Here is a 13,212-nt window from a genome sequence, read left to right as displayed (position 1 = left end):
TCATGGCCACCAAGCCGCCGACCGGTGACCCGGTCCAGGACGCCCCGCAGGTAGAGGCGGCCCCGCACGCCGCCGCCGGACTGCCCGCCGTCGCCCACTCCCTGCGCATCGCCCAGCAGCAGATGGGCGTGCGCCGCACCGCGCAGACCCTCCTCAAGGTCAACCAGAAGAACGGGTTCGACTGCCCCGGCTGCGCCTGGCCCGAGGGCGACAAGCGGCACACCGCCGAATTCTGCGAGAACGGCGCCAAGGCCGTCGCGGAGGAGGCGACGCTGCGCCGCGTCACCCCCGACTTCTTCGCCGCCCACCCGCTCGCCGACCTCGCCGGCCGCAGCGGGTACTGGCTGGGCCAGCAGGGCAGGATCACCCACCCGGTGTACCTCCCCGAGGGCGCCGACCGGTACGAGGCGGTGACCTGGGAGCGGGCGTTCGCGATCATCGCCGAGGAGCTGACCGCGCTCGACTCCCCCGACGAGGCCCTCTTCTACACCTCGGGGCGCACCAGCAACGAGGCCGCGTTCCTGCTCCAGCTCTTCGCCCGCGAGTTCGGCACCAACAATCTGCCGGACTGCTCCAACATGTGCCACGAGTCGTCCGGCTCGGCGCTCACCGAGACCATCGGCATCGGCAAGGGCAGCGTCTCGCTGGAGGACCTCCACCAGGCCGACCTGATCATCGTCGCCGGCCAGAACCCCGGCACGAACCACCCCCGGATGCTCTCCGCCCTGGAGAAGGCCAAGAAATCCGGAGCGAAGATCATCTCGGTGAACCCGCTGCCCGAGGCCGGCATGGAGCGGTTCAAGAACCCCCAGACACCGCAGGGCATGATCAAGGGCACCCCGCTCAACGACCTCTTCCTCCAGATCCGCATCGGCGGCGACCAGGCGCTCTTCCGCCTGCTCAACAAGCTGATCCTGGCCACCGAGGGCGCCGTCGACACCGCGTTCGTCACCGAACACACCCACGGCTACGAGGAGTTCGCGAAGGCCGCCGAAGCAGCCGACTGGGACGAGACGCTGAGGGCCACCGGCCTCACCCGCGCCGAGATCGAGCAGGCCCTCGCCCTGGTCCTCGCCTCGGAGCGCACCATCGTCTGCTGGGCGATGGGCCTCACCCAGCACAAGCACTCCGTGCCCACCATCCGCGAAGTCGTCAACTTCCTTCTGCTGCGCGGAAACATCGGCCGCCCGGGCGCCGGGGTCTGCCCGGTGCGCGGCCACTCCAACGTCCAGGGCGACCGCACGATGGGCATCTTCGAACGGCCCGCACCGGCCTTCCTCGACGCCCTCGACAAGGAGTTCGGCATCACCTCGCCGCGCCATCACGGCCTGGACGTGGTGCGCTCCATCCAGGCGCTGCGCGACGGCGAGGCGAAGGTCTTCTTCGCCATGGGCGGCAACTTCGTCGCGGCCACCCCCGACACCGCCGTCACCGAGGCCGCGATGCGCCGCGCCCGCCTCACCGTCCACGTCTCGACCAAGCTCAACCGCTCGCACGCCGTCACCGGCGCCCGCGCCCTGATCCTGCCGACGCTCGGCCGCACCGACAAGGACGTCCAGGCGGGCGGCAAGCAGTTCGTCACCGTCGAGGACTCCATGGGCATGGTCCACGCCTCCCGCGGCAACCTCACCCCCGCGAGCCCCCACCTGCTCTCGGAGCCGGCCATCGTCGCCCGCCTCGCCCGCGCGGTCCTCGGCGCCCGCTCCCGTACCGACTGGGAAGCCTTCGAACGGGACTACGCCACCATCCGCGACCGCATCTCCCGCGTCGTCCCCGGCTTCCAGGACTTCAACACCCGCATCGCCCGGCCCGGCGGCTTCACCCTCCCCCACGCCCCCCGCGACGAACGCCGCTTCCCCACCGCCACCGGCCGCGCCAACTTCACCGCCGCACCCGTCGAGTACCCCGAACTCCCCGACGGCAGGCTCCTGTTGCAGACCCTGCGCTCCCACGACCAGTACAACACCACCATCTACGGCCTCGACGACCGCTACCGGGGCATCAAGGGCGGCCGCCGCATCGTCATGGTCAACCCCGAGGACGCCGCCGCCCTCGGCCTCACCGACGGCGCGTACACCGACCTCGTCGGCGAGTGGAAGGACGGCGTCGAGCGCCGCGCGGAGGGCTTCCGCATCGTCCACTACCCCACCGCCCGGGGCTGCGCCGCCGCCTACTACCCCGAGACCAATGTCCTGGTCCCCCTGGACTCCACGGCCGACACCAGCAACACCCCGGCCAGCAAGTCGGTCGTGATCCGCTTCGAGGAGCCCCGGAGCGCCCCCGGCGGCGACTGAAAACCGCCACTCCCTAAGCGTCCGCTCAGCCGTCTGATAAGAACAGTGCAGACACCAACGAACCAGCGCAGACGAACGGAGCCGGACCCATGGGCGAGCACACCGCACCCCTCTTCCCGCAGGAAGTCATCGACGAGTACGCGGCACTCGGCGTCGACCTGCCCGCCCTCTTCTCCGCCGGCCACCTCGGCGAACGCATGGGCGTCACCATCGTCGAGGCCTCCGCCGACCGCGTCGTCGGCACCATGCCCGTCGAAGGCAACACCCAGCCCTACGGCCTCCTGCACGGAGGCGCCTCCGCCGTCCTCGCCGAGACCCTCGGCTCCATCGGCTCCATGCTCCACGGCGGAACCGCCAAGCTCGCCGTCGGCGTCGACCTGAACTGCACCCACCACCGGGGCGTCCGCAACGGCCTCGTCACCGGCGTCGCCACCCCCGTACACCGGGGCCGCTCCACCGCCACGTACGAGATCGTCATCACCGACGAGCACGACAAGCGGGTCTGCACCGCACGCCTCACCTGCCTGCTCCGCGACACCCCCAAGCCCGAAGCCGGCTGACCCCACCACGCACCGACACCGCGCCAACCGCCCCGCCCAGCACCGCTGCCCGGCCCGAATCGCACCCCGCGCATTCCGGCCGGGCAGTGCCACATCTCCACCAAATCCTCACCGAAGAAAGGGCGTTGACCAACACACTCGGTCAACACCCTTGACGCCACCGCGCGTTCCATGAGCCACTCAGCAGCCACATCAGCCTCAACGATCCCGAGGCCCCGGACACCGATGTAACACTGCGTAACAAGCAGGAAATGCGGGATCCAGCCGCGCACCCCGGCCCGAACCACCCGGGACACTCCGCCGCGCCTCCGCGACCATCGACCCGCGTCAGCACCAAGATCACCTCAAGCCCCTTAGCAGAGCTGCGTGTTCTCACCATGTGGTCATTTCGCACTCCCGTCGAAACCATCACATCCCCTCACAGGAACCTCAAGCCTTGCTCAAGGGCATAACAAGAGAGTCACATCCGCCGCCGACCCGTCCCGATGGCCCCCGGCTGCGCTTAGAGTCACCGCCAGTCACCGCGCCGCCGGGCGCGTCTGCTGCACGGCCCTGTACCAACCCAGTACGGCCCGGCGAACAACACGGCACCTCATGCCAGAGGAGCGCCGCGCCAGGGAAAGGACCCTCTCGTGCGACACCGTTCTTTGCTCATACTCACCGCAGTGCTCACCACCGGAGCACTGACGCTCACCGCCTGCGGGTCGCGCGACGAAGGCAGCAAGGACAGCGGAGACAGCGGTGGCAAGACCACCGTCGTCATCGGCGTGGACGCGCCCCTGACCGGCTCCCTCTCCGCGCTCGGCCAGGGCATCAAGAACTCCGTGGACCTCGCGGCCAAGACCGCGAACAAGAACAACGAGGTCCCCGGCATCGAGTTCAAGATCGAAGCCCTCGACGACCAGGCCGTCCCCGCCTCCGGACAGGCCAACGCCACCAAGCTCGTCGGCAACACCGAGGTCCTCGGCGCCGTCGGCCCGCTGAACTCCGGCGTCGCCCAGTCCATGCAGGGCGTCTTCAACAAGGCAGACCTCGCCCAGGTCTCCCCCGCCAACACCAACCCCGCCCTCAGCCAGGGCGACAACTGGGCCAAGGGCGACATCAAGCGCCCCTTCAAGACCTACTTCCGCACCTGCGCCACCGACGTCGTCCAGGGCAAGTTCGCCGCCCAGTACCTCTTCAACGACGCCAAGAAGAAGAAGGTCTACGTCGTCGACGACAAGCAGACCTACGGCGCCGGCCTCGCCGCCATCTTCTCCGCGGAATTCAAGCGCCTCGGCGGCAAGGTCGTCGGCACCGACCACGTCACGGTCAAGGAGACCGACTTCTCCAGCACCGCCGACAAGGTCAAGAGCTCCGGCGCCGACTCCGTCTACTACGGCGGCCAGTACCCCGAGGGCGGCCTGCTCTCCGACCAGATCAAGAAGACCGGCGCCAAGATCCCCACCATGGGCGGCGACGGCATCTACGACCCGGCCTTCATCAGCGCCTCCGGCGAGGCCAACGACGGCGACTACGCCACCTCCATCGGCTACCCCGTCGAGGCTCTCCCGACCGCCAAGAAGTTCATCGAGGACTACAAGGCCGCCGGCTACAAGGACCCGTACGCGGCCTACGGCGGCTACTCCTACGACGCCGGATGGGCCATCATCCAGGCCGTCAAGGCCGTCGTCGCCGACAACGACGGCAAGCTCCCCGACGACGCCCGCGCCAAGGTCGTCGAGGCCATGTCCAAGGTCTCCTTCGACGGCGTGACCGGCAAGGTCTCCTTCGACGAGAACGGCGACACCACCAACAAGCAGCTCACCGTCTACGAGGTCCAGAAGGGCGCCTGGAAGGACGTCAAGAGCGCCACGTTCGAAGACTGATCCCCCCAGCACAGCCCCGCCCCACCTGACCCCAGCCGCGCGAGGGCGCAAACAGCGCCCTCGCGCGGAGTCATATCCGACAAGCTCATCGGAGGCCCTGCGGTGCACGAACTGCCGCAACAGCTGGCCAACGGCCTTGCCCTCGGCGCCCTCTATGGCCTCATAGCCATCGGGTACACCATGGTGTACGGCATCGTCCAGCTCATCAACTTCGCCCACGGCGAGATCTTCATGATCGGGGGCTTCGGCGCCCTCACCACCTACATCATGCTCCCCAGCGGCACCACACTCCTCGTGGCCATCCCGCTCATGATCATCGGTGGAGCCATCGCCTCCGTCGCCGTGGCCACCGCCGCGGAACGGTTCGCCTACCGGCCCCTGCGCGGCGCCCCCCGCCTCGCCCCGCTCATCACCGCGATCGGCCTCTCGATCGTGCTCCAGCAGCTCATCTGGGGCTTCTACCCCGACGCCAAGAAGCCCCGCAGCTTCCCCGAATTCCAAGGCGAATCGTTCAAGCTGTTCGACAATCTCTACCTCCAGCGCGCCGACGCCTTCGTCCTCGTCCTCGCCCCGCTCTGCATGCTCGCCCTCGGCCTCTTCGTCGCCAAGAGCCGCAGCGGCCGCGCCATGCAGGCCACCGCCCAGGACCCCGACACGGCCAAGCTCATGGGCATCAACACCGACCGCATCATCGTGATGGCCTTCGCCATCGGCGCCGCCTTCGCAGCCGTCGCCTCGGTCGCCTACGGCCTCGACAAGGGCCAGATCAACTTCGAGATGGGCTTCGTCCTCGGACTCAAGGCCTTCACCGCAGCCGTCCTCGGCGGCATCGGCAACATCTACGGAGCCATGGTCGGCGGCGTCGTCCTCGGACTCGCCGAAGCCCTCTCCATCGCCTACATCGAAGAAATCCCCGGCATGCAGCAGCTCGGCGGCGGCGCCTGGGCCAACGTCTGGGCCTTCGTCCTCCTCATCGTCGTCCTCCTCGTCAGGCCACAAGGCCTACTCGGCGAGCGCGTCACGGATCGGGCGTGATACCGATGACCACCAAAACCAACGAGACGACGCCCGTCCTCGCCATCCCCGCAGCCCGCGCGGCCACCGCCGCCGGAGCCGCACTCACCCTCGCCTCCACCTTCCTCGCCTGGACCTGGACCGCCGAATTCCCCGGCGACCTCACCGTCACCGGCTACCCCGGCGGCCTGCAGGTCCTCACCCTCGTCGGCGCCGCCATCACCCTGCTGTTCACCCTCTCCGGGTTCGGCATCAAGGGCCTCGGCTGGCTCACCCCCGGCGGCACCAACAGCCCCGTCCGACTCGCCGCCCTCGGCGTCCTCGGCACCATGGGCTTCACCGTCGCCGCCATCTCCATCGAGCTCGGCGGCGTCGTCAACCTGGAACCCGGAGCCTGGATCGGCCTCGTCGGCGCCATCATCACCGTCGTCGCCTCCCTCGGCCTCCCCCACGACCAGAACATCACCGACACCACCACCCCCACCCCCCTCGAACGATTCCTCAACAGCCTCCGCGCCCCCGCGCCCGGACGCCCCAAGGAACTCCCTTCCTGGGCCGAGATCCTGATCATCGTCGCCGCCTTCGGCATCGGTCTCTACGTCGTCACCTACGGCATCGACACCGAATACCCCGAACTCTTCGTCGGCTACATGATCATCTCCGGCTTCGCGGTCACCGCGCTCTTCAAGGCCGGCCTCATGGCCCGCCTCTCCGCGCTCACCACGAAGTACCGCACCATCGCCGTCGCCGCCGCCTTCGTCGCGGCAGCCGCCTTCCCCTTCACCCAGACCACCGACCAGTTCACCCTCATCGCGGTCAACATCCTCATCTTCGCGACCGTCGCACTGGGCCTGAACATCGTCGTCGGCCTCGCCGGACTCCTCGACCTCGGATACGTCGCCTTCCTCGGCGTCGGCGCCTACACAGCCGCCCTCGTCTCCGGCACCACCGCATCCGCCTTCGGCGTCCAGTTCCCCTTCTGGGCCTCCGTCCTCACCGGCGCCGCCGTCTCCCTCATCTTCGGCGTCGTCATCGGAGCACCCACCCTCCGCCTCCGCGGCGACTACCTCGCCATCGTCACCCTCGGCTTCGGCGAAATCTTCCGCATCGCCGTCGGCAACCTCGACGGCGTCTCCGGACCCCGGGTCACCAACGGCCCCAACGGCGTACCGAACATCCCCGACCTCAACTTCTTCGGGTACAACTTCGGCGAATCCCACACCGTCCTGGGCTTCGAACTCGGCTCCTACGCCAACTACTACCTGCTCATGCTGCTCGCGATGATCCTCGTGGTCCTCGTCTTCAGCCGAGCCGGCAGCTCCCGCATCGGCCGCGCCTGGGTCGCCATCCGCGAGGACGAGACCGCCGCCACCGCCATGGGCATCAACGGCTTCCGCGTCAAGCTCATCGCCTTCGCCCTCGGCGCCACCCTCGCCGGCATCGCCGGCACCGTCCAGGCCCACGTCCAGAGCACCGTCGTCCCCGAGATGTACGTCTTCGCCGGACCCGTGCCGCCCAACTCCGCCTTCCTCCTCGCCGCCGTCATCCTCGGCGGCATGGGAACCATCAGCGGACCCCTCATCGGCGCCACGCTCCTCTACATGATCCCGGCGAAGCTCCAGTTCCTCCAGGACTACCAGCTCCTCGGCTTCGGACTCGCCCTCATCCTCCTCATGCGCTTCCGCCCGGAAGGCCTCATCGCCAACCGACGCGCCAAGCTGGAGTACCACGAGACCGGCCAGCTCGACGTACCGGACGAAACCCTGACCGGCACCACCTCCGGCACCACGAAGGCGGGGGCGTGAACACCATGACCACCACCACACCCGAGACCGCCACCACGGTGCTCGACGCAAGCGGCGTCACCATGCGCTTCGGCGGCCTCACCGCCGTACGCGACGTCGACCTCTCCGTCAACGCAGGCGAGATCGTCGGCCTCATCGGCCCCAACGGCGCCGGCAAGACCACCTTCTTCAACTGCCTCACCGGCCTCTACGTCCCCACCGAGGGCAAGGTCCGCTACAAGGGCACCGTCCTGCCGCCCAAGCCCCACCTCGTCACCCAGGCAGGCATCGCCCGCACCTTCCAGAACATCCGGCTCTTCGCCAACATGACCGTTCTGGAAAACGTCCTCGTCGGACGCCACACCCGCACCAAGGAAGGCCTCTGGTCCGCCCTCCTGCGCGGCCCCGGCTTCAAGAAAGCCGAAGCCGCCTCCCACGCACGCGCCATGGAACTCCTGGAGTTCATCGGCCTCCAGGACAAGGCCGACCACCTCGCGCGCAACCTCCCCTACGGAGACCAGCGCAAGCTGGAAATCGCCCGCGCACTCGCCAGCGACCCCGGCCTCCTCCTCCTGGACGAGCCCACCGCCGGCATGAACCCCCAGGAAACCCGCGTCACCGAAGAGCTCATCTTCGCCATCCGCGACATGGGCATCGCCGTCCTCGTCATCGAGCACGACATGCGATTCATCTTCAACCTCTGCGACCGCGTCGCCTGCCTCGTCCAGGGCGAAAAACTCGTCGAGGGCTCCCCCGGCGAGGTCCAGGCCGACGAACGCGTCGTCGCCGCCTACCTCGGCACCCCCTTCGAAGGCGCCCCCGGAGCCGACGAAGTCGCCGAGGTCGAAGCAGCCGAAGCCGAAGCAGCCGAGGCGCACAGCACCACCCGCACGGAAGGGGAAACCCAGTGACCGCCCTGCTAGAGGTCGAAGACCTCCGCGTCGCCTACGGCAAGATCGAAGCCGTCAAGGGCATCTCCTTCAGCGTCGAAGCCGGCCAGGTCGTCACCCTCATCGGCACCAACGGCGCGGGCAAAACCACCACCCTGCGCACCCTCTCCGGGCTCCTCAAGCCCTCCGGCGGCCGCATCACCTTCGACGGGAAGCCCCTCGGCAACGTCCCCGCGCACAAGATCGTCGCGCTCGGACTCGCCCACTCCCCCGAAGGCCGCCACATCTTCCCCCGCCTCAGCATCGCGGAGAACCTCCAGCTCGGAGCCTTCCTCCGCACCGACAAGGCAGGCATCGAGAAGGACATCCAGCGCGCCTACGACCTCTTCCCCATCCTCGGGGAACGCCGGAAGCAGGCCGCGGGCACCCTCTCCGGCGGCGAACAGCAGATGCTCGCCATGGGACGCGCCCTCATGTCCCAGCCCAAGCTGCTCATGCTCGACGAGCCCTCCATGGGACTCTCCCCGATCATGATGCAGAAGATCATGGAGACCATCGTCGAGCTCAAGGCGGCGGGCACCACGATCCTGCTCGTCGAGCAGAACGCCCAGGCCGCCCTGTCCCTCGCGGACCAGGGTCACGTCATGGAGGTCGGCAAGATCGTCCTCTCCGGACCCGGCTCGGACCTGCTCCACGACGAGTCGGTCCGCAAGGCGTACCTCGGCGAGGACTGACGCCCCTGCCGTACGGAAGAGGCCCGCACCCGGTTCGTTCCGGGTGCGGGCCTCTCACGTCGCGTACGTGTACGCCGTGTACGCGGCTACTCCGCCGACTTCTTCTTCTCCTCGGCGTCCTCGATCAACGCCTCCGCCAGCTGCTGCATCGACATCCGGCGGTCCATCGACGTCTTCTGGATCCACCGGAACGCGGCCGGCTCGGAGAGCCCGTAATCCGTCTGCAGGATGCTCTTCGCCCGGTCCACCAGCTTCCGGGTCTCCAGCCGCTGCGAGAGGTCCGCGATCTCGCTCTCCAGCGCCTTCAGCTCCGCGAACCGGGAGACGGCCATCTCGATGGCCGGCACCACGTCGCTCTTGCTGAACGGCTTCACCAGATACGCCATGGCCCCGGCGTCCCGGGCCCGCTCGACGAGGTCGCGCTGCGAGAACGCGGTGAGCATCAGGACCGGGGCGATGGACTCCTCGGCGATCTTCTCGGCGGCGGAGATGCCGTCGAGGATCGGCATCTTCACGTCCAGGATGACGAGGTCCGGCTTGTGCTCCCGGGCCAGCTCGACGGCCTGCTGCCCGTCGCCCGCCTCACCGACGACGGAGTAGCCCTCCTCCTCCAGCATCTCCTTGAGGTCGAGGCGGATGAGGGCCTCGTCCTCGGCGATGACGACGCGGGTCGTCAGCGGCGGGACGTGCGACTTGTCGTCGTCGACGGCGTCTACGGGCTGGGGCGACTCGGGGGTGGTCACGGGGCTCCTCGGTATGGGGCAGATACTGCTGCCACGAGCCTACCTAGCTCCTGTAAGGTGGTGACGCGCAGGGCGGCAATCGCCCTTCCTTTCTAAGGCCCCAGTACTCCAACTGGTTAGAGAGGCCGCTCTCAAACAGCGGACAGTGTGGGTTCGAATCCCACCTGGGGCACTTTTCCTTGGATTCCAAGGCGCGGCGCGGTTCAGCGAACTTCACTTGATCTGAGTACGTGCGCGCCATTCCACGCCGGATCGCTGCTTGCGCGACAAAACTCGCCAGCATGTACGACGTGGGAACCCGCGAACGAGTTCTGGCTCTGGTCGCGCAAGGACGCAGCCTCAACTCCGTGAGCAAGCAGACCGGCATATCGCGCGCCGCCATTCGTTCCTGGCGGACGCGCCTGGAACCGCTCCATCGAGGTGTCCCCTGCCCGAGGTGCTCCGAAGCACCCACGGCGATCGAGGACCCCTCCTCGTACGCCTATTTACTCGGGCTCTACCTCGGCGACGGCTGTATCAGCGCGACCGGACGAGGCGTGTACTCGCTGCGCATCGCGTGTGCCGACGCGTGGCCCGGCCTCATCGACGCCTGCGCCGAAGCAATACAGATCGCGCGACCGCACAACAAGGTCTGCCGGGTGGCAAGCGCGGGCTGCCAGTACGTCACTTCCTTCAGCAAGCACTGGCCCTGCCTCTTCCCTCAGCACGGCCCCGGCAAGAAGCACGACCGCAGGATCGTCCTGGAGCCGTGGCAGCAGCAGATCGTGGACTCTCATCCCTGGGATTTCCTCCGCGGCCTCTTCCACTCCGACGGCTGCCGGATCATCAACTGGGCCACGCGCCTGGTCCGCGGCGAGCGCAAGCGCTACGAATACCCCCGGTACTTCTTCACCAACAAGTCCGACGACATCCGCAAGCTCTTCGGCGACACACTCACAGCTGTAGGAGTGGAGTGGACGACCTTGGCCCGTGGCAGCGATCCGTTCAACATCTCCGTAGCCCGACGGGCATCCGTCGCCCTCATGGATGCGCACGTCGGGCCTAAATACTGAGCCGCCCTACTTCGGGCTGTCGTCCTCGCCGATGTGGTGGACGCGGACCAGGTTCGTGGAGCCCGCGACGCCGGGCGGGGAGCCGGCGGTGATGACCACGACGTCGCCCTTCGCGCAGCGGCCGATGCGCAGGAGCTCCTCGTCGACCTGGGCGACCATCGCGTCCGTGGAGTCGACCTTCGGGCCGAGGAAGGTCTCGACGCCCCAGGTGAGGTTGAGCTGGGCGCGGGTGGCTTCGTCGGGGGTGAAGGCGAGGAGCGGGATGGGTGAGCGGTAGCGGGAGAGGCGTTTCACCGTGTCGCCGCTCTGGGTGAAGGCTACGAGGAACTTGGCGCCGAGGAAGTCGCCCATCTCGGCGGCGGCCCTGGCGACGGCTCCGCCCTGGGTGCGGGGCTTGTTGCGTTCGGTGAGGGGCGGGAGGCCCTTGGCGAGGATGTCTTCCTCGGCGGCCTGGACGATGCGGGACATGGTGCGGACGGTCTCGATGGGGTATTTGCCGACGCTGGTCTCGCCGGAGAGCATCACCGCGTCGGTGCCGTCGATGATGGCGTTGGCGACGTCGGAGGCTTCGGCGCGGGTGGGGCGGGAGTTGTCGATCATCGAGTCGAGCATCTGGGTGGCGACGATGACCGGTTTGGCGTTGCGCTTGGCGAGCTTGATGGCGCGCTTCTGGACGATGGGGACCTGTTCCAGGGGCATTTCGACGCCGAGGTCGCCGCGGGCGACCATGATGCCGTCGAAGGCGGCGACGATGTCGTCGATGTTGTCGACGGCCTGGGGTTTTTCGACCTTGGCGATGACGGGGAGGCGGCGGCCCTCTTCGTCCATGATGCGGTGGACGTCGTCGATGTCGCGTCCGGTGCGGACGAAGGACAGGGCGATGATGTCGGCGCCGGTGCGCAGGGCCCAGCGGAGGTCGTCGATGTCCTTTTCGGAGAGGGCGGGGACGGAGACGGCGACGCCGGGGAGGTTGAGGCCTTTGTTGTCGGAGACCATGCCGCCTTCGATGACGGTGGTGTGGACGCGGGGGCCGTCGACGTCGGTGACTTCGAGGGTGACGCGGCCGTCGTCGACGAGGATGCGTTCGCCGGTGGTGACGTCGGCGGCGAGGCCGTCGTAGGTGGTGCCGCAGATGTCGCCGGTGCCCTGGTTTTCGAGGGGTTCGACGGTGATGGTGAAGGTGTCGCCGCGTTCAAGGAGTACGGGGCCCTCGCGGAAGCGTCCGAGGCGGATCTTCGGGCCTTGAAGGTCGGCGAGGATGCCGACGCTGCGGCCGGTTTCCTCGGACGCCTTGCGGACGTGGTGGTAGCGCTCTTCGTGTTCGGCGTAGCTGCCGTGGCTGAGGTTGAAGCGGGCGATGTCCATTCCCGCTTCGACCAGGGCTTTGATCTGGTCGTATGTGTCGGTTGCGGGTCCCAGGGTACAAACGATTTTCGCTCGGCGCATGGTTCGAGACTAAACCTTACCTACGGGTAGGTATTTGGCTCTGCGTGACACCTCAACAACCTTTGGATGAAGGGTTATTGACAAGTGTTGAATTGTGCGGCGGGGTGCTCTGATGAGCGTTTATCCGAGGTTCGGCGGGATGAGGGTGAAGGCCGCTTCGACCTGGGCGTCGACGTTCTGGCGTACGGGTTCGAGGTCGACGGGGGGCGCTTCGGTGGCGGATTCGGCGCGGGCGGAGCGGAGGACCCCGGCGCCGCCGTAGGCCGCAGTGGCGAAGGTGGCTCCACCGACGGTGCCGGTGTCGCTGAGTTCGAGGAGGGCGTCGAGGCGGGTGTCGAGGGCTTCGGCGTACTCGCGGGCGCGTTGGAGTGCTTCCTGGACGGCTTGGCGGCGGGCGGCGGCGTGGTGGGGGGAGGTGGGGCGCAGGGCCCACCAGGGGCCGTCGACGCGGGTGAGTTCCTGGTCGGCGAGGCGGGCGACGAGTTCGCCGAGGACGGTGAAGTCGCTGAGGGTGGCGGTGAGTTGGATGCTTCCGTGGTAGGCGCGGATGCGTTCGCCGCGGCCGTGGCGGGTGAGTTCGGGGCGGATGGTGAGGGTGCCGGTTTCGAGTTTTTCGACGGTGTCGCCGTGGCCCTTGATGAGGTCGAGGGTGGCGGTGTTGCGGCGGGTGAGGTCGTTCAGGGTGGTGCGGCGGTCGGTGTTGCGGGCGGTGATGGTGACGGTGATGCGGGCGATTTCGGGGTCGACTTCGAGGTGGGCTTCGCCGCGGACGGTGACGCGGGGGGTGGTGGGGGTGCCGTGGGAGGGGTGGGGTGCGGGGGTGGGGG

At 68.1% G+C, this 13,212-nt stretch carries 11 protein-coding genes and 1 tRNA gene; 9 read left to right on the top strand and 3 right to left on the bottom strand.

The features are described 5' to 3' along the window. The first annotated feature begins 2 nt into the window (after positions 1-2). The 7 genes from G3I54_RS26730 to G3I54_RS26700 all read left to right on the top strand — a co-directional run bounded on the left by G3I54_RS26730 (position 3) and on the right by G3I54_RS26700 (position 9,144). A complete protein-coding gene (locus G3I54_RS26730; RefSeq protein WP_164617923.1) occupies positions 3-2,294 on the top strand; it encodes an FdhF/YdeP family oxidoreductase in 2,292 nt (763 codons plus the stop codon). Positions 2,295-2,383: 89 nt separating this feature from the next. Beyond that, complete coding sequence (locus G3I54_RS26725) at positions 2,384-2,854, top strand: hotdog fold thioesterase (RefSeq protein WP_164617921.1); 471 nt, start codon at positions 2,384-2,386, stop codon at positions 2,852-2,854. Between the two features lie 632 nt (positions 2,855-3,486). After that, on the top strand, positions 3,487-4,722 hold the full coding sequence (locus tag G3I54_RS26720; protein ID WP_164617919.1) for a branched-chain amino acid ABC transporter substrate-binding protein: 1,236 nt from the start codon (positions 3,487-3,489) through the stop codon (positions 4,720-4,722). A 102-nt stretch (positions 4,723-4,824) separates the two neighbouring features. Next, positions 4,825-5,757, top strand: coding sequence for a branched-chain amino acid ABC transporter permease (locus tag G3I54_RS26715; protein ID WP_164617917.1), 933 nt, complete (start codon positions 4,825-4,827; stop codon positions 5,755-5,757). A 5-nt stretch (positions 5,758-5,762) separates the two neighbouring features. After that, positions 5,763-7,541, top strand: a complete 1,779-nt coding sequence (locus tag G3I54_RS26710; RefSeq protein WP_164617915.1) for a branched-chain amino acid ABC transporter permease — start codon at positions 5,763-5,765, stop codon at positions 7,539-7,541. A 5-nt stretch (positions 7,542-7,546) separates the two neighbouring features. After that, positions 7,547-8,431, top strand: coding sequence for an ABC transporter ATP-binding protein (locus G3I54_RS40030; protein WP_164617962.1), 885 nt, complete (start codon positions 7,547-7,549; stop codon positions 8,429-8,431). Further along, positions 8,428-9,144 carry an ABC transporter ATP-binding protein gene (locus G3I54_RS26700; protein ID WP_098026989.1) on the top strand — a complete coding sequence of 239 codons (717 nt, stop codon included), beginning with the start codon at positions 8,428-8,430 and terminating at the stop codon, positions 9,142-9,144. Before G3I54_RS40030 ends, G3I54_RS26700 begins: the two co-directional genes overlap by 4 nt. A gap of 86 nt (positions 9,145-9,230) precedes the next feature. Here the strand turns inward: G3I54_RS26700 and G3I54_RS26695 are convergent, their stop codons facing one another. Beyond that, positions 9,231-9,887 (bottom strand): response regulator, encoded by a 657-nt coding sequence (locus G3I54_RS26695; RefSeq protein ID WP_164617913.1) that lies wholly within the window; start codon positions 9,885-9,887, stop codon positions 9,231-9,233. Between the two features lie 97 nt (positions 9,888-9,984). On the opposite strand from G3I54_RS26695, the gene G3I54_RS26690 reads away from it, so the two are divergent. Together G3I54_RS26690 and G3I54_RS26685 are read left to right on the top strand one after the other, a co-directional pair. Next, a tRNA-Leu gene (locus G3I54_RS26690) sits at positions 9,985-10,059 on the top strand. 109 nt (positions 10,060-10,168) lie between these two features. Next, positions 10,169-10,939, top strand: a complete 771-nt coding sequence (locus tag G3I54_RS26685; protein WP_203687219.1) for a helix-turn-helix domain containing protein — start codon at positions 10,169-10,171, stop codon at positions 10,937-10,939. A gap of 6 nt (positions 10,940-10,945) precedes the next feature. Here G3I54_RS26685 and pyk read toward each other — a convergent pair whose 3' ends face one another. Both pyk and G3I54_RS26675 read right to left on the bottom strand, forming a co-directional pair. Continuing rightward, entirely contained in the window at positions 10,946-12,385 is a 1,440-nt protein-coding gene (gene pyk, locus G3I54_RS26680) for a pyruvate kinase (protein WP_164617911.1), read from the bottom strand. A 120-nt stretch (positions 12,386-12,505) separates the two neighbouring features. After that, positions 12,506-13,212, bottom strand: a 707-nt coding sequence (locus G3I54_RS26675) for an SIMPL domain-containing protein (protein ID WP_164617909.1), incomplete at its 5' end; no start/stop codon positions are given.

This window comes from Streptomyces sp. SID14515, assembly GCF_010548505.1.
Taxonomy (GTDB): Bacteria; Actinomycetota; Actinomycetes; order Streptomycetales; family Streptomycetaceae; genus Streptomyces; species Streptomyces caviscabies.
The sequence above is the reverse complement of the archived record's forward strand: the minus strand, read 5'-3'. Positions and strand labels throughout refer to the sequence as shown.

Bases quoted from the DNA above. Each gene is read 5' to 3' on its own strand.
- G3I54_RS26710 (WP_164617915.1), top strand. From the start codon at position 5,763: ATGACCACCAAAACCAACGAGACGACGCCCGTCCTCGCCATCCCCGCA.
- G3I54_RS26685 (WP_203687219.1), top strand. From the start codon at position 10,169: ATGTACGACGTGGGAACCCGCGAACGAGTTCTGGCTCTGGTCGCGCAA.
- G3I54_RS40030 (WP_164617962.1), top strand. From the start codon at position 7,547: ATGACCACCACCACACCCGAGACCGCCACCACGGTGCTCGACGCAAGC.
- G3I54_RS26725 (WP_164617921.1), top strand. From the start codon at position 2,384: ATGGGCGAGCACACCGCACCCCTCTTCCCGCAGGAAGTCATCGACGAG.
- pyk (WP_164617911.1), bottom strand. From the start codon at position 12,385: ATGCGCCGAGCGAAAATCGTTTGTACCCTGGGACCCGCAACCGACACA.
- G3I54_RS26730 (WP_164617923.1), top strand. From the start codon at position 3: ATGGCCACCAAGCCGCCGACCGGTGACCCGGTCCAGGACGCCCCGCAG.